The organism is Rhodopila sp., assembly GCF_965277825.1.
Taxonomy (GTDB): Bacteria; Pseudomonadota; Alphaproteobacteria; order Acetobacterales; family Acetobacteraceae; genus Rhodopila.
Genome location: NZ_OZ255846.1, coordinates 5,208,213 through 5,224,320, shown reverse-complemented (window position 1 = coordinate 5,224,320; position 16,108 = coordinate 5,208,213). Strand labels below are relative to the sequence as shown.

Annotated in this window: 15 protein-coding genes and 2 pseudogenes; 11 read left to right on the top strand and 6 right to left on the bottom strand. The window is 67.0% G+C overall.

What is annotated here, in order from left to right; all coding sequences use genetic code 11:
• The first annotated feature begins 149 nt into the window (after nucleotides 1–149).
• Nucleotides 150–1,112, top strand: coding sequence for a hypothetical protein (locus tag ACQY4T_RS25125; protein ID WP_428536222.1), 963 nt, complete (start codon nucleotides 150–152; stop codon nucleotides 1,110–1,112).
• Here ACQY4T_RS25125 and ACQY4T_RS25120 read toward each other — a convergent pair.
• The gene (locus tag ACQY4T_RS25120) at nucleotides 1,104–2,303 is read right to left on the bottom strand and encodes an ABC transporter substrate-binding protein (protein ID WP_428536220.1); all 1,200 of its coding nucleotides are present in this window, start codon (nucleotides 2,301–2,303) and stop codon (nucleotides 1,104–1,106) included. The genes ACQY4T_RS25125 and ACQY4T_RS25120 overlap by 9 nt on opposite strands.
• Before the next feature lie 73 nt (nucleotides 2,304–2,376).
• Nucleotides 2,377–3,378: an NADPH:quinone reductase gene (locus ACQY4T_RS25115; protein ID WP_428536218.1), complete on the bottom strand. Its 1,002-nt coding sequence runs from the start codon at nucleotides 3,376–3,378 to the stop codon at nucleotides 2,377–2,379.
• Nucleotides 3,379–3,521: 143 nt separating this feature from the next.
• On the opposite strand from ACQY4T_RS25115, the gene ACQY4T_RS25110 reads away from it, so the two are divergent.
• From ACQY4T_RS25110 to ACQY4T_RS25100, 3 genes are all read left to right on the top strand, one after another.
• Nucleotides 3,522–4,424 carry a GGDEF domain-containing protein gene (locus ACQY4T_RS25110; protein ID WP_428536216.1) on the top strand — a complete coding sequence of 301 codons (903 nt, stop codon included), beginning with the start codon at nucleotides 3,522–3,524 and terminating at the stop codon, nucleotides 4,422–4,424.
• 261 nt (nucleotides 4,425–4,685) lie between these two features.
• On the top strand, nucleotides 4,686–5,810 hold the full coding sequence (locus tag ACQY4T_RS25105; protein WP_428536214.1) for a Ppx/GppA phosphatase family protein: 1,125 nt from the start codon (nucleotides 4,686–4,688) through the stop codon (nucleotides 5,808–5,810).
• A complete protein-coding gene (locus ACQY4T_RS25100) occupies nucleotides 5,807–6,484 on the top strand; it encodes an RlmE family RNA methyltransferase (protein WP_428536212.1) in 678 nt (225 codons plus the stop codon). Before ACQY4T_RS25105 ends, ACQY4T_RS25100 begins: the two co-directional genes overlap by 4 nt.
• Nucleotides 6,485–6,539: 55 nt before the next feature.
• Here the strand turns inward: ACQY4T_RS25100 and ACQY4T_RS25095 are convergent, their stop codons facing one another.
• Nucleotides 6,540–7,091, bottom strand: a complete 552-nt coding sequence (locus ACQY4T_RS25095) for a CHAP domain-containing protein (protein ID WP_428536210.1) — start codon at nucleotides 7,089–7,091, stop codon at nucleotides 6,540–6,542.
• A gap of 197 nt (nucleotides 7,092–7,288) precedes the next feature.
• Here ACQY4T_RS25095 and ACQY4T_RS25090 point away from each other — a divergent pair, with 197 nt between their 5' ends.
• Both ACQY4T_RS25090 and ACQY4T_RS25085 read left to right on the top strand, forming a co-directional pair.
• Entirely contained in the window at nucleotides 7,289–7,546 is a 258-nt protein-coding gene (locus ACQY4T_RS25090) for a type II toxin-antitoxin system Phd/YefM family antitoxin (protein ID WP_428536208.1), read from the top strand.
• A gap of 8 nt (nucleotides 7,547–7,554) precedes the next feature.
• A complete protein-coding gene (locus ACQY4T_RS25085) occupies nucleotides 7,555–7,842 on the top strand; it encodes a hypothetical protein (RefSeq protein WP_428536206.1) in 288 nt (95 codons plus the stop codon).
• Between the two features lie 175 nt (nucleotides 7,843–8,017).
• On the opposite strand, the gene ACQY4T_RS25080 is transcribed toward ACQY4T_RS25085, so the two are convergent.
• Nucleotides 8,018–9,199 carry a CaiB/BaiF CoA transferase family protein gene (locus tag ACQY4T_RS25080; RefSeq protein WP_428536204.1) on the bottom strand — a complete coding sequence of 394 codons (1,182 nt, stop codon included), beginning with the start codon at nucleotides 9,197–9,199 and terminating at the stop codon, nucleotides 8,018–8,020.
• Between the two features lie 481 nt (nucleotides 9,200–9,680).
• Between ACQY4T_RS25080 and ACQY4T_RS25075 the strand changes: the two genes are divergently transcribed.
• The 4 genes and pseudogenes from ACQY4T_RS25075 (at nucleotide 9,681) to ACQY4T_RS25060 (ending at nucleotide 13,276) form a co-directional block, all read left to right on the top strand.
• Nucleotides 9,681–9,872: a hypothetical protein gene (locus ACQY4T_RS25075; protein ID WP_428536202.1), complete on the top strand. Its 192-nt coding sequence runs from the start codon at nucleotides 9,681–9,683 to the stop codon at nucleotides 9,870–9,872.
• Nucleotides 9,872–11,278, top strand: coding sequence for an amidase (locus tag ACQY4T_RS25070; protein ID WP_428536200.1), 1,407 nt, complete (start codon nucleotides 9,872–9,874; stop codon nucleotides 11,276–11,278). The genes ACQY4T_RS25075 and ACQY4T_RS25070 overlap by 1 nt, the downstream gene beginning before the upstream one ends.
• The gene (locus ACQY4T_RS25065) at nucleotides 11,275–12,198 is read left to right on the top strand and encodes an alpha/beta fold hydrolase (protein ID WP_428536198.1); all 924 of its coding nucleotides are present in this window, start codon (nucleotides 11,275–11,277) and stop codon (nucleotides 12,196–12,198) included. Before ACQY4T_RS25070 ends, ACQY4T_RS25065 begins: the two co-directional genes overlap by 4 nt.
• A 175-nt stretch (nucleotides 12,199–12,373) precedes the next feature.
• Nucleotides 12,374–13,276, top strand: a pseudogene (locus ACQY4T_RS25060) (ribokinase).
• A 117-nt stretch (nucleotides 13,277–13,393) separates the two neighbouring features.
• Here the strand turns inward: ACQY4T_RS25060 and ACQY4T_RS25055 are convergent.
• Entirely contained in the window at nucleotides 13,394–13,705 is a 312-nt protein-coding gene (locus ACQY4T_RS25055) for a type II toxin-antitoxin system RelE/ParE family toxin (protein WP_428536196.1), read from the bottom strand.
• A gap of 344 nt (nucleotides 13,706–14,049) precedes the next feature.
• Here ACQY4T_RS25055 and ACQY4T_RS25050 point away from each other — a divergent pair.
• Nucleotides 14,050–14,445, top strand: a pseudogene (locus ACQY4T_RS25050) (helix-turn-helix domain-containing protein); the annotation flags it as partial.
• A 242-nt stretch (nucleotides 14,446–14,687) separates the two neighbouring features.
• Here ACQY4T_RS25050 and ACQY4T_RS25045 read toward each other — a convergent pair.
• On the bottom strand, nucleotides 14,688–15,884 hold the full coding sequence (locus ACQY4T_RS25045) for a CaiB/BaiF CoA transferase family protein (protein WP_428536194.1): 1,197 nt from the start codon (nucleotides 15,882–15,884) through the stop codon (nucleotides 14,688–14,690).
• Nucleotides 15,885–16,108 lie beyond the last annotated feature (224 nt).

Below are 16,108 nucleotides of genomic sequence, written 5' to 3'. Positions count from 1 at the left end.
AAGCCCGGGCAGCCAACAACCCAGCGAGCCTTGGCCCAGCGATGTCAGCCTTTGCCGGTTGATCCGGTGACGTTGTAATTATCTGGACCCCCACCCGCCCCTCGGGCTGCATCACCGCCCGCCGCCGCCACAATAACGCGGAACAAGTCATGATCACGCCAGACAGTCCGGCCGACGGCCTGGTCAACAAAGGCTTCATCATCAATCGCTCGGCAACACCAGGCCGAGGCGGCCGGACCTTCATCGTCACCGGCCTGCACCGTTCCGGAACCAGCCTCGTCGCATCCATCCTGCGCCAGGTCGGCATCTTCATGGGCTCCGACCTCAACGACCATGTCCACGAAGACGAGGCCCTGGCAAAAATCCTCCTCGCGCGCGACACGCCAGGCCTGAAGCGCACCATCCGCCAGCGCGACGCGGACTACGGTACATGCGGCTTCAAGTTCCCCATGCTGAGCGATGTCCTCGATCCCCCCGACATCAAGCTGTTCACCAACCCGCACGTCATCATCCCGTTCCGGGATCCGGTCTCGGTAGCGGTCAGGCGCTCGCTCTCGGACTATCAGGATCCGATGCCGGCATTGCGCGCCACCGTCGATGCGATCGCCGCGATGGTGGCGTTCGCAGGTCCGCTCGATTGCCCCACCCTGCTGCTGAGCTACGAGAAAGCCCTGGTGTTTCCGGCCGACTTCGTTGCCACGCTGCTGCGCTTCGGCGACCTGCCGCGAAGCGACACCCTGCGTGACCGGCTGATCGCCCTGATCGAGCCCAACCGCAAAGCCTACATCGACGTCGTGCGCCGCAACTTCGGCGGCGCCCTGGAAGGCATCGTCGATGGCCGTCTGCGGGGCTTGAGCCATCTGACCGGATCGGCCGACCCGGTGGCGCTCGATCTGCTGGTCGACGACCAACCTGTGCTCGCTTTCCACGCCGATGAATTCCGCCAGGATCTGCTTGCCGCGGGCTTCGGCACCGGCCACCAGGGTTTCAGCATCGATCTGGCCCGGTTCGGCGTCCACCCCGACGCGGTGATCCGGATCACCGTGGCCCAACACGGCATCGAACTGGCAAACGGCGGCAAGCGCCTCTGCGACTACGACGACCTATCCTGAGATCGCCTCACCGAACGGAACCCAGGCATGACCGTCGAACTTGACCAGGCGCATCTGCTTCAGCGGGTAGTAGTCCTGCGCCCCGGTCTTGACCCGGATCTCCGGCTGCAACATCGGTAAGACCAGGTCCAGGCTGGTCGCCTGGCGCAGGATATTGGCCCGCGACAGGTCGGCGCCGCATTGCTTCAGCACCTGCACCAAGGTCTGCGCCGTCGAGTAGCCGTACACGTTGTTCACATCGGTCGGGTCCGCCCCTGGGTAATACTTCTCCAGCCACGTCCGCCAGGCCAGGAAGTCGGCATCGGCCGCCCACTGCTTGTCGGTCGGGTCCTTGACGTAGCTCGCGGTCATCACGCCAACCGCCTTCTCCGGGCCAGCCGGCATGATGGCGGTGGCGACCGAGGACCCGGTGGACGAGATGAAGAACTGGCGCGGCTTCCAGCCGATATCGAACGACTTGCGGATCGCCATGGCGTTGAATTTCGGGATGCCGGTCATGAACAGCACATCGACGCCCTTGTCGCGCAGCGTCAGCACCTGGGAATCCACGGTCGGGTCGGAAACCTCATAGGTCGCGGTGGCGACGATCATCTTCCCGGCGGCATCGCCCAGCCCGTCCTTCATGCCCTTAAAGTAGTCGCGCCCCGAATCGTCGCCCTGATACAGCACCCCGACCTTGGCGTCCGGCACGGTCCGCAGGATATATTTGGCGAAAATCCGGCCCTCGACCTGATAGGTCGGCTGCCAACCCATGCTCCACGGGTAATGCTCGCGGTCGCCGAACTGAGTGGCCCCGGACGCGATGAAAAGCTGCGGCACCTGTTTCTGGTTGACGTATTTCCGCGTCGCGTTGGTGGTGGGGGTGCCAAGGCAGTTGAACAGGAAGGCAACCTTGTCCTGCTCGATCATCCGCCGCGTCAGCTCCACCGTCTTGGGCGGCAGATAGCCGTCATCCAGCGACAGCATCCGCAGCTTGCGGCGGTTGATTCCACCCTGGTCGTTGATCATCCGAAAGTAGGCCAGCGACGCCTTGCCGATGGTGCCGTATGACGACGCCGGTCCGCTATAGGGCATCGTCTGGCCGAACAGGATCTCGTCGTCGGTAACGCCGGGTGCGTTCTCGGCGCGGGCCGGCAGCGCGACGAGCGCACCGGCTCCGGCCAGCAAGGCACGGCGGGTGGTCGTGATCATGCGGGTCCCCTCCCGGACTTTTCTTGCGCGCAACAGCAACAACCAGCGCGGCGCCCCGGTGTCAACCGCCGCTTCATTGATCGCAGGCGACGACGACGGTGCCGACCTTGCCGCCAGCCTCCACCGACAGATGCGCCGCCGCGGTTTGATACAGCGCAAATTCGCCAGCCACGGACAGCAGGCGACCCCGCGTGCGCACGAACGCCGAGATATCGCGTTGCGCCCGTTTGCGCGCCGCCCACGTGCTGCTCGGCAACACGAAGCCGCGTAGCGTCAGGTTCCTCGCCATCAGCGTGCGCAAGTTGACCGCCGGCTCCGGCGCCCCGTTGCTGGCGTAGTAGGCGATGCTGCCATGTTCGCGCACCGCGGCCAGCACGACCGCCAGGTTGCCGCCCAGATCGACGTCAACCACGTGGTCCACCCCGCCGCCTCGGGTGATCTCGGCGACGCGAGCGGCGACATCCTCGGTGCGGTAGTTCACCACATGCGCCGCCCCGGCCGCCGCGGCGCGTTCGGCCTTGTCCGGCGAACTCACCGTCGCGATCACCTCGGCCCCCGCCCAGGCGGCGAGCTGCACCGCGTAATTGCCGACCGCGCCCGCCCCGCCGGTAACCAGCAGCCGCTTGCCCTGTACCGCGCCGGCCGCGAACACACACCCATGCGCGGTCATGCACGGGATACCCAGCGTCGCGCCCTCGGCGAACGAGACGTGGTCCGGAAGTTTGGTGACCAGATCGGCGTCCAGCGCGATATACTCCGCCGCCGTGCCCATCCAGCGTCCGTTGCGCTGGCCGTTGTACAGCCACACCCGCTGGCCGACCCAGGATGGCGAAACCCCGTCGCCGACCCCGCAAACCACGCCGGCGCCGTCGCTGTTCGGGATCACCCGCGGATATTCCGCCGCCACCGCCCCGTGCCGGCGATAGGTGTCCGACGGATTGACCCCCGAGGCATACAGGCGAACGCACACCTCACCCCGTTGCGGCACCGGCGTTGGCAGTTCGCCGCTGACGATGACCGCGTCGGCCGGCCCTTGCCGGTCGTACCAGACCGCTCGCATAGTGGTCCCCTCCATGCTTCGACCCTTGATCGTAGCGAGGTCCTGTCACTCAAGCCACACACCTCCACCATCAGGTGCCGGGGCCACCCACGAAGCGCTACCCATTCCATATCGAAATGGTCTAGACTCCGTCACATCCTTCGGCTGGAGCAACAGGCGTGTCCGATAGCGGCGATTATGATGGATCTATCGTAACGGTATTGCACCAGGTGCGCCTCACCGCCGATCTGCAAGGGCTCGCCATTGTCGATCTGACCCAGGATGCCGCCGACGCACCGGTGGCCTATTGCCTCGGGGACGCCGGCGCCGACACGATCGAGCGCGGCCGAGCCCTGCTCGTCGCCATCCCCGACCGGCCGACCGATCTGGTCGGCGCCGACAATCGCCCGCTGATCGCCTGCCCCTGGACCTTGCCGCCGGCCCGCCCAGGCGGGCTGCTGCTGTGGCGCGCCGCCGGGTCGCCGGCCTGGACCGACGCCGAACGCGCACTCTGCGCCGCGCTCGCCATGCTGCTGCGGACTGTGATCGGCGCCGGTATGGGCCAGATCGGCATCGACCGGCTCACCGGCATCCCCAACCGAAGATGGTTCCTCGATGAGACCGATCGCCATATCGATCGGCTCGACCGGGATGCCACCGTCGGCACCCTGACGCTGATCGATATCGACGATCTGCGCCGCGTCAACCACGCCGCCGGGCGCCCCGAGGGCGATCGGATGCTGGTTCGCATGGCCGACCAGTTGCGCGCGATGGTCCGCCCAGGCGATCTCGTCGCCCGGGTCGGCGCCGATGAGTTCGCCGTCTGGCAAAGCGGCATGGATCACCTCACCGCCGCCGAACGCGCCGACTCGCTGTGCCGCAACCAAGCTTTCCAGGACGGCCCCGATGGTCGCGGGGTGAAATTCTCCATCGGTATCGCCAGCCGTTTGCCCGGCAGCGGCGAGGATGTCCGCGCCGTGCTGCGTCGCGCCCACATGGCGGCGCGTGAGGTGAAGGCAAACGGCGGCGGCGGTTGGCGGGTCGGCCGCGTGGAACCGCTGCTGCGCCGCTCCGGCCCCTGACCCCGCGCCGCCCCTGACCCCGCGGCCCCTGACCCCGCGGCCCCGCACCCCACGGCTCCTGACCCCACGGCCCCTGATCCCACGGCCCCTGATCCCACGGCCCTGATCCCACGGCCCGTGACCCGCGACCACGCTCGGCATTCGGCAAGCCGGCTGCCGGCAAGACCTCCGGCGGGACGATCCGGCGAGTGAAAACTTCGACAGGCCGCACCAGACCTGTATTCGGCGCTTGCTCGTCACCCCCAACCGGTTGACAATCCAATGATGATGCCGGTTCAAGCCAGTGCCGCGCTTGACACTGCCGCGCTTGAACCCGCCGCGCAGGGAAATGACCTGCGCCCGGACCCGGCACGCCGAACCTTCGGACCGGCTTTCGCCGCCCTGGATCTGGGCACCAACAATTGCCGGATGCTGGTCGGAACCCCGTCCGGCGACGGCTTTCGCGTGCTCGACAGTTTCTCCCGCATCGTCCGCCTGGGTGAGGGGTTGCAGGCCACCGGTCGGCTGAACGATGCCGCCATGGATCGCGCCATCGTCGCCTTGCAGGCCTGTGCCGCCCGCCTCGTCCGACGCCCGGTGCGCGGGGTCCGCGCCGTCGCCACCGAAGCGTGCCGCAGAGCCACCAACGGACTGGCCTTCCTGGCCCGGGTGAAGCAGGAAACCGGCTTCGATTTCGGCATCATCAGCAGCCGCGAGGAAGCCGAGCTGGCGCTGGAATCATGCACCCCGTTGTTGCCCTGCGACGGCCGCCGAGCGCTGCTGTTCGACATCGGCGGCGGTTCCACCGAACTGGCCTGGGTCCGCCTAACCAACGGTCGCCCCGACCTGATCGGATACGAATCGCTCCCGGTCGGCGTGGTCACACTCTCCGAACGCTGGGGCGACGCCGGCTTCGACCCCGACGGCTTCGACGCCATGGTGGCCGACGTCCGGGACCGTCTCCGCCCGTTCGAGCGGGTGCACTGCATCGCCCGCGAAATCCGCGATGGCGGCGTCCGTCTGCTCGGCACCAGCGGCACGGTCACCACTCTGGCCGGCGTCGCACTCAATCTGGAACGCTACCGTCGTCCCGCCGTCGATGGCCTAGAACTTTGCCGCCAGGATGCGGCCGACGCATTGTCCCACCTGCGCGCCATCGGACGCGACGGCCTGATGCTGCACCCGTGCGTCGGTCCGGATCGGGTCGAGTTCGTGCTGCCCGGCTGCGCGGTGTTCGCCGCGATCACCAGCCTGTGGCCGGCCCCGCACGTGATCGTCGCCGACCGCGGCCTGCGAGAGGGTGTGCTGCTGCGGCTGATGCGCGCCGACCGTCTGCGCCAGGGACGCCGCCGCGACCACGGCCATCTCCATGCCCAGCGCAACGGCCAGCCGCACGGCCAACCATGACCCGAACGCCGGCTCTTGCGCCGCCCCGAGGTCTTTCAGTCCGCGTCAAGACCGCCAAGAGCCGCACCCCCGCCTCGGCACGCTGGCTGGCTCGGCAGTTGAACGACCCCTATGTCACCGCGGCGAAGCAACAGGGCCTGCGCTCGCGCGCGGCGTTCAAGCTGCGTGAACTCGACGACAAGTTTCATCTGATCCGACCCGGCGATCGGGTGCTTGACCTCGGGGCCGCGCCTGGCGGATGGTCCCAGGTTGCCGTCCAGCGGGGCGCCGCCTCGGTCCTGGCGGTTGACCTGCTGCCGATCGATCCGCTGCCCGGCGCCACCATTGAGCAGGGCGATTTTACCGACCCGGCCATGCCCGCGCGACTGACCCAGGCCCTCGGCGGCCCGGCCGACCTGGTGCTGTCGGACATGGCGCCCAACACCACCGGGCATGCCTCGACCGATCATATCCGTATCGTCGCCCTGGCCGAGATGGCGCTCGACTTCGCGGTCCAAGTATTGGCCCCGGACGGAAGGTTCGTCGCCAAGGTATTCCAGGGCGGCTCGGAAAAGCCGGTGCTGGACGTGCTGAAGCGCAACTTCGCCAGCGTGCGCCATGCCAAGCCGCCCTCCAGCCGCAAGCAGTCCAGCGAGCTTTACGTCATCGCCACCGGCTTCCACGGCCGCCCCTGACCCGGCTCACCGCACCGATCCATCGACCATTCCAAGCCCAGCGTCGCCGGCGTGACTACCGACCGCTCGCGGCGGTGCGGATCGCCCACGGCGTGGCGGCGACAAGCTGGTCGCGCCGCATCGGACGGTCCGGCCGGATGAAGCCGAATGTCGGATAATCCGTCTTCCCCATCTCGCCGGAAGGCGCCCACCAGACCCGCACCTCGCTCCAATCCCCTCGTCCGGAGACGTCGATCACCGGCTGATCCTCGGTCACCCGGTGGTGCACCCAGTTGGCCTGCGTCACCTTGATCCGCCGCGCGGAAACCACCCGCGACACCACCGCCACGTGCCCGTCGGGCAACCGCCCGGAACGGCGGAATACCAGAACGCTTCCGACCTCCGGCTGCCGCGCCCGCCGCAACCGGCCTTCAGCCTGCCACCACCAATCCGCCGCCGCGCCGGATAGCGGAACCCCGGTCAGCGCTCGCGCAAACGGGGCGCACTCCACTGACGCGGAGCGGCCCACCGCGCCGGGACCACCGCACGCCCCCAGCACCGCGCAGATCAGCAGCGGTAGGCGCAACGAACTTCGAAGCGGGCGTTCCGCCTCCGAGCTTCGCCGCATTAGGCCGGGTCCCGCAACAGACAAGTAGGTCAGTGAAAACAAACAACTATCCCGAGACTGCGGTCCGCCCGCAACACACAACCTCACCCAACCGAGCCCCTCGGGCTTCACCACTCGATCGCAATGTGCGAGTTGGACGTAGCCGACCCGATAACGTAAGATGCATACTTTACGTAGACTGGAGATCACATAGCGATATGCTGACCGTATCCGCCGCCGAGTTCCAGCGTAACTTCGGACGCTACCAAGACGAGGCTCTAAAACAACCGCTTTCGATCACCCGCAATGGCCGAGATCGCCTGGTGGTACTAGCGGTCGAGGAATACCAGCGCCTAAAGCGACGCGACCGCCTGGTGTTTCAGTCGGAAGATTTGGACGACACCGAGGTGAAAGCCCTCACGGAGGGCGCGATGGATTCCCGCCATGACCATCTGAATGCCGAACTCGACGAGTAGGATACCGTGTGCCGCTTCCAACGCCTGAACGCGGCCTGGTCATCTCTTACGCTTATCTCTGGCGATCGGAACACGAGCAAGGACGCGAGGAGGGGGTCAAGGATCGTCCCTGCGCCATCGTCCTGGCCGTCGAGGACAGTCCCGACGGCTACTTGGTCACGGTCCTACCCATCACCCACTCCCCGCCGGCAATACCGGAGGCAGCCGTCGAGATTCCAGCAGCCACCAAACGACGTCTCGGTCTCGACGATGCTCGCTCCTGGATCGTGGTGACGGAGGGAAACCGCTTCGCCTGACCAGGGCCGGACCTCCGTCCCATCGTGCCCGAACGTTTTGACTACGGCTTCCTGCCTCCCGCCTTGATCCGCCAGGTCCAGCAACGCTTCGTTGCCTATGTGACGCGCAAGCGGCAAGCCACAGTTCCCCGCACCCAGTAGTGAACCGAGCAAACTGCCTCGAAAAACCGGCCGATCAAGCCTGCTCCCTCGGCAGCCCCAACAGCGTATGCAGAACATGCTCTGTGTGCGCCCCGACCTCGGGCCCGGTCCAGCGCACCACGTCCTCCGCCCGCTCACCATCCAGCCGGATCGTCGGTCCCGGATGTAGCGTCCGCCCGATCAGCGGGTCCTCGACATCCTGCACCGCCTGGCGCGCCCGGAAGTGCGGATCAGCCGCGCAATCGGCGATGTCGAACAGCCGCGAGCAGGGCACGTCCGCCGCCTCCAGCATCGCCTCTGCGTCCTTCGCCGTCTGGCTCCGGGTCCAGGCCGCGATCGCCGCATCCAGCGGGGCGCGATTGTCGCAACGCAGGCCGTTGGTCCGGTAGTCCGGATCGGCCGCCATCTCCCGCCGCCCGATCACCGCCATCAGCCTGGCAAAGATCAGGTCGGAGTTCCCCGCGATGCACAGCCAGCGCCCGTCGGCGCAAGGATAGGTGTTGGTCGGTGACGCCGTCGGCAGCGTCGCCCCGGCCGGCTGCCGCACCCGTCCGTCCAGCGCATACTCCGGCAGCATGCCCTCCATCAGGCTGAACACGCTGTCCACCAGGTTCACATCGACGATCCGCCCTTTCCCGGTGCCGATCGCGTCGCGCTGCCACAGCGCCGACAGCAGCCCGATCGCCGCATAAAGCCCCGCCAGGTCGTCGCTGATCGAAATCCCGCAGCGCGGCGGCGGCAGTTCCGTCGTTCCCCCCGGGTGCCCGGTCAGATGCCGCAATCCGCCGATCGCCTCGCCGATCGCGCCGAACGCCGGCTTGTCGCGATACGGACCGTCCTGGCCGTAACCCGAAATCCGCGCGATCACCAGCCGAGGATTGACCGCGTGCAGCACGTCGGGGCCGATGTTCAACCGTTCCAACTGCCCGGCCCGCAGGTTCTCCACCAGCACATCGGCTCGCCCAGCCAACCTCAGCAGCACATCGCGATCCCGCTTCAGATCCAGCTCGACTGACAGCTTGTTGCGTCCGTGAATGCTGAACCAAACCGAGTGGCGATCCTTCGCCGCGCCCCAGCCACGGAACGGATCGCCACCCGGCGGTTCCAGCTTGATCACCTCGGCACCCAGGTCAGCCAGAATGCGAGTGCAGAACGGCGCCGCGATATAGTGGCCGATTTCCACAACCTTCAGACCGACCAGCGGCAGGTTGCTCATGTGTCTGGTCCCGTCGACCGCAACACAATCCGGCTTGCTTCAAGAAATCTGCACATGAAACGATTCCGTTAACTTTTGGTAAAGATATTCCCTATACATACAGACGCGGCGCCGCCCCTCGGCGGTGGCCTGTTTCCTCCCCAAAGTCGCGCCCATGGCGCGACCACCTGGCGGTACGGCCACTCCCCCGGCCGTACCGCCTTTTTTTATCCCATGCCCCCGACTTGTCGATGCCCCCGACCCGTCAATGCCCCCCGACTTGTCGATACTGCCGACGTGTGGATACCCCCGACGTGTCAATACCCCCGATGTGTCGATACCCCCGACGTGTCGATCCCCCCGACTTATCGATCCACCCGCTTCATCGATGCCTGGGCGCCGTCATCGACCACGCCACGCCAACGACACGGCAAGACAACCCGCCCCTTTCGCCAGCACCCGACACGAAGCATGATCGCACCGCACAACGCGGAGTGATGCCATGGACCCCATCATCGCTGCCCTGGCGCGGGCCGCTGGCCTCGACAAGGCACTCGACCAATTCCCCGACGACGTCACCGCGGCCGCCGAACAGGCGCTGAACCACGCCAACATCGTGCGTGTGCCAACCGACCCGGCCGCCGAACCGTGGCCGCCGATGCACACCCCAACCGGCCTGTTGAGGCAACGCTAGTGACCCAGGAAGCCTCCGCCCCCCATTGGTTGCCCGCCAGCGAAATCGCCCAGGCGTTCGCCGCCAAGAAGCTTTCACCGGTCGAGCTGCTCAACGCCCTGCTGGCCCGCATCGAGGCGCTCGACCCCAGCCTGAACGCCTTCATCCGCCTCGATGCCGACGCCGCGATGGCCGCCGCCCGCCAAGCCGAAACCGAGATCACCGCCGGACGCAGCCGAGGACCGCTGCACGGCGTCCCGGTCGGCATCAAGGACATCATCGACGTCGCCGGCCTGCCGACCACCTGCCACTCCAAAATCCTGGTCGACAACACCGCCGCCGCCGACGCCGTCGTCATCCAGAAACTCCGCCAGGCCGGCGCCATCATCATCGGCAAGCTGTCCACCCATGAATTCGCCATCGGCGGCCCCAGCTTCGATCTGCCGTTTCCGCCGGCGCGCAATCCGTGGAACCGCGACCACCACCCCGGCGGATCATCCTCCGGCTCCGGCGCCGGCGTCGCCGCCGGCCTGTTCCCCCTGGCGCTGGGCACCGACACCGGCGGTTCGGTGCGCAACCCCGCCAGCGCCTGCGGCATCGTCGGGCTGAAGCCGACCTACGGCCTGGTGTCCCGGCGCGGCGTCTTTCCGCTGTCGTTCACCCTGGACCACGTCGGCCCACTCACCCGCAGTGTCGCCGACAACGCCCTGCTGCTGGATGCCATCGCCGGCCACGATCCGGCCGACCCCGGCAGCGCCGCCACCCAGTCCCGCCGCTTCGGCCACCTGCTCGACCGCGGCGTGCGCGACCTGCGCATCGGCTTCGTCCGCCATTTCCACGAACACGACCTGCCGGCCCACCCCGAGGTCGCCGCCGCGCTCGAGGACGTCACCCGCGTGCTGCGCGCCGAGGGCGCCAGGATCGACACCGTCACCCTGCCGACCCTGACCGAATTCGCCGCCATCAACCGGGTGATCCTGTGCGGCGAGGCATGGTCCATCCACGCCCCCTGGCTGCGCGACCGACCCGGGGACTACGGCGCGCTCGCCCGCCGCCGGCTGCTGCCGGGGGCGTTCATCACCGCCGGCGACTACGTCGGCGCCCAGCGCCGCCGCGCCGAGGTCATCGCCGCGGTCGAGGACCGGCTTGCCGACTACGACGTGCTGCTGTGTGCCAGCTCGATGGACCCATCCAGCCGGATCGACGATGCCGAGGAGACCGCCCGCACCTACCCGCGCCAGGCGCGCACCCCGTTCAACGTCACCGGCCACCCGGCGCTTGCGATGATGTCCGGCCTGTCGCACGCCGGCCTGCCGCTCTCGGTCCAGTTCGTCGGCCGCTACTTCGATGACGCCACCGTGCTGCGGGTCGCCGCCGCCTACCAGCACGCCAGCGGCTGGCACGACAAGAACCCGCCGCTACCATGATCGCGCCGGGCTCCGGTCCGACCTCACGCAGCTATTTCTCCCAGCGGCTGCGGCTGCACTACGTGGACTGGGGCAACCAGGAGGCGCCGCCGCTGATCCTGCTGCATGGCGGCCGCGATCATTGCCGCAACTGGGACTGGGTCGCCGCCGACTTGCGCCAGGACTTCCACGTCATCGCCCCCGACCTGCGCGGGCATGGCGATTCCGCCTGGTCCGCCTCGGGCCACTACACCATGGCCAACCACATCTACGACCTGGCGCAACTGGTCCACCAGCAGAACCTGGCCCCGGTCAGCATCATCGCCCACTCGCTCGGCGGCAACATCGCCCTGCGCTATGCCGGCATCTACCCCGACAACGTGCGCCGCCTCGTCGCCATCGAGGGACTTGGCCCCGGCCCGGGCCAGGACGCCGTATCCGACCGCAAGCCGATCGCCGAACGCATGCGCAACTGGATCGACCAGCAGCGCGCAATTTCCGGCCGCCAGCCGCGACGCTATCCCAGCATGGAGGCCGCCTACGCACGCATGCAGGAGGAGAACAAACACCTGACGCCCGCCCAGGCCAGGCACCTGACGCAATACGGCGTCAACCAAAACGAGGATGGCACCTATAGCTGGAAGTTCGACCACTATGTGCGCCTGTGGCCGCCCTACGACATGACCCGCGACGCGATCGCCGAACTCTGGGCCGCGGTCACCTGCCCGACCCTGCTCGTTTACGGCACCGAAAGCTGGGCCACGAACCCAGCCGAGGACGGCCGCCTGGCCCATTTCAAAAACGCCAGCGTGCTCGCCGTCCCCAAGGCCGGCCACTGGGTGCACCACGACCAGTTGGATTTCTTCCTCGCCCGGGTGCGAGCATTCCTGGGAGCGCAATCGCCTTTGGTCACCAAAAGCGCGAATCGCCCTCGCGAATAATGAGTGCGATCGCTTTTGGTGGCATCGCCAAAAGCGCGAATCGCCCTCGCGAACAATGAGTGCGATCGCGGTTGGTGGCATCACCAAAAGCGTGAATCGCTCTCTCAAATAATGAGTTGCAGGGCAATATCGGTCCAACCCAAACCGACATTGCTCAAAAGGCGCCATAACAGCCATGGTCATCGTGTTCGGCTCGATCAACCTGGATCTGATCTTCAACCTCCCCACCATCCCGCGCCCGGGCGAAACCGTGCTCGGCCCCTCGACCCGGATCGAGCCCGGCGGCAAGGGCGCCAACCAGGCCGTCGCCGCCGCCCGCGACGGCGCAACCGTCACCTTGGCCGGCGCCATCGGCGGCGATGCCCTGGGCCAGGGCGCACTGGACCTGCTGCGCCAGGCCGGCGTGAACCTCGACCGCGTCCGCACCGTCGAGGCCACCACCGGCTGCGCCGCCATCGTCGTCGATCGCGACGGCCACAACGCCATCGCCGTCGGGTCCGGCGCCAACCTGCTGGTCCTGGCCTCGCAAGTCGAACCCGAATTGCTGGGTCCGGACACCACCGTGGTGCTGCAGATGGAGGTACCGGCCGCGGAAACCGCCACGCTGATCGCCCGCGCCAGGGCAGCGGGCGCCCGCATCGTGCTGAACCTTGCCCCCGCGGCGGCGCTGCCCGATGCATCCCTCCGAGCGCTCGACGTGCTAATCGTCAATGAAACCGAGGCGGCCTGGCTGGCAGAGCATCTGCAAGCGCAGCCGACCGCACTATCCTTGCGCGATCGCCTTGGCGGCGTCGCCGTCGTGGTCACCCGTGGCGCTGGGGGCGCCGACATCGCCGACCGAAACGAAATTTAGCACGAACCAGCCCAGCCGGTGGCAGCGGTCGATACCACCGCGGCGGGCGATTGTTTCGTCGGCGTCCTCGCGCACCGGCTGGATCATGGAGACACACTGCGCGCAGCGGTCAGGCGCGCCAGCGTCGCCGCCGCGTTGTGCTGCACCCGGCACGGCAGTCAGGGCAGCTTGCCGAGGCAGGCGCAGACCGACGCGTTCAGGCTGATCCGAGGCGCCGAGGACTGAGCAGGCGCGTGGCGATACCGAACCGGTTAGCCCGACAGTGCGGCCTGGTCAGCCAGCCCTCAGCAATGTAAGCCCGCTTGGGACCCCGGCAGCCTCCCTGCACGCGCGTCGAAAACGTCAAGCGGAACCGGGCATCCGCGCAGGATCACGCGCCGCATGACGGACAGCATGGATGATGAGTTCGGCTTCGGTCGCCTCATAGAAAATGAGATAAGGATAGGGCGATGCCGTCATGCGGCGGATTGTCGGGTCGTCCGTGCGTGTGCCGATGGCGGGATGCGTCATCAGAAGATCGATGATGACCTTGATGCGCCGCTGCACGCTACGGCCGCCTTGCGGCGAATGGGCCATGATATGGTCGAGAATAGCGTTGAGATCAGCCAGAGCCGGAAGGGTGTAGCGCAGCTTCAGAAGCCGTGTTCGGCCCAAGTCACGCGCACTTGCTCGTCGGTCGCGAATGCGCCGCGAGCGGCAGCGGCTCTCGAGCCGGCGATAGCGGCGCGTTCGGCCGGCGAGAGCATCACGGAGGGCGCTTCATCCGTCCCGGCAAGCCGAAGCACAACACGGGCGATGTCATCCTGAGCGGCAGGTGGCAAACCGCGGGCGGCTTCCAGTGCGTCATCGAGAAGTTTCGTCATCTTGGGGATTTAGCATGGCACAGCAAAAAACCAAATACACCGAACCGACGGGTGCAGGGCAAGTGCATATGTGACAGTGAGGGAATGATCAATGGGGCAAAGATGCCGAGCGCGGGCAAAATCGGAACACCTCCTATGACACGGAACCAGAAGGTCATTCGCCCCAAAATGGGCGTGCTGGAACTCGCCAAGCAGCTCGGCAATGTCAGCCAGGCTTGCAAGATGATGGAGTTTTCGCGCGATAGCTTCTATCGCTTCAAGGGCCTCTATGACACCGGTGGCGAGTTGGCGCTGATGGAGATCAGCCGACGCAAGCCAATCCTGAAGAACCGCGTCGAGCCCGCGATCGAGACCGCGGTGGTGGAGCTGGCCATCGAGCAACCGGCCTGGGGTCAGGCGCGGGTTGCCAATGAACTGCGCCAGCGCGGCCTGTCGATCTCGCCGTTCGGTGTCCGCTGTGTGTGGCAGCGCCACGATCTCGAGACCATGAAAAAACGCCTCAAGGCGCTCAAGGCCAAGATGGCGCGGGATTGAACCCAGTTTTCAGCGTAACTCCTATCGGAGCGCATCTGCGGTTCGAAACCGCTTCTCTTGGTCACGCCGCGTCCGGCGAATAGCGCCGGCAGAAAATCCAAGTGCGATCACCCTGCCGACGGGTGACCCGTTCTTTGATCCTCCGAGACCGGCAAACCCCAGCGCCCGCCAACAAGCCGAACTAATCTCGCGATACCAGGAAACCGTGCTCGCGCCGGCGGCGACGGCGCTCGGCCGGTTCATTCCCCGGCCACGACCTTGCTCTCGAACAGCCCCGCGATCTCCGCCGCCGAGTAGCCGTGCTGCTGCAATACCTCGGCGCTGTGTTCGCCCAAAGCCGGCGCATGCGCCCGCTTGGAGCCGCTCTCGAACGGCGGCAATCCGGGAATGTTCGGCATCGGCACCAGTTCCGCCACGCCCGGCTGTTGCAGCCACGACATGATACCGGTCGCCGCCACCTGTTCCTCCTGCAGGAACTCCTGATAGCTGTTGACGCGGCCGTTCATCAGGCCGTTGGCGCTCAGCCGTTCCGACAGCCACGCCGTGGTCCTCGCCTTGAACATCGGCCGCAGCACCGCATACAGCTCGTCCAGGTTGACCCCCCGTGCCGCGTGCGTGGCGAAGCGCGGATCCTCCAGCAACCCGGTCTCCTCGATCGCCTCGCAGAACGGACGCCAGTCGCCGGGGCGGATCATGGTGACGTTGATCTGACCGTCGGCGGTATCGAACACCCCGTTCGGCATGCTGGTCCGCACCGTGGTGCCGCGCTCAAGATAGTGCGCGATCATCCGGATCACCGACAGCATCGCGCCGCCCTGCATCAGGCTGAGTTCGATGAACCGACCCTGTTTCACCGCCTGCTCGCGCCGCGCATACAGCGAGGTGGCGATCGCCTGGAACCCCAGCAGTCCCGAGAACATGTCGATCAGCGAGATCGCCACGCGATGCGGGTGGCCGTCACGCTCGCCCTTGTTCTCGGTGACGATCCCGGTGAACGCCTGCAACACCGGGTCCATCGCCGGGCGCGCCGCCAGCGGCCCGGTCTGCCCGAAGCCCGAGATCGAGTAATAGATGATCCCCGGCTCCTTGGCGCTGACCGCGTCGTAGCCGAAGCCGTAGCGCTGTATGGTGCCGGGCCGGAAGCCCTCGATGAAAACATCAGCCCCTCGCACCAGGCGCCACAGAACCTCCTTGCCCTGCGGCGTCTTCAGGTCCAGCGCCAAGCTGCGCTTGCCCAGCGTGCCATAAAGCGAGAACGCGGAATGATCCTGGTAGGTCCGTCCCAGGATCCGCGACCAGTCGCCGCCGTTATGCGGGGTCTCCACCTTGATCACGTCGGCACCGTGTTGCGCCAGCATCATCGCGCAGGACGGCCCGGCAACGCCGCCGCTCAAATCGATCACCTTCATTCCGGCGAACGCAGCATTATAGTCCATCGTTTCCCCCGTGCGGTTGGCTCCGATGATAAAAGCAGATCGGCGGCGATGGCCAGACCCGGCCCGGCCCGGCAATCGGTGCCCGGCGATCGTGCCCCGCGGCCAGGGGCGCCGATCAGCGCGCGGCGATCAGGGCAGAGCGATCAGCGCTCAATGGTCCGTGCCCGGCGATCGGTGCCTGGCGATCATGCCCGGCGGCCAGGTTCGCCGATCGGCGCCCGGCG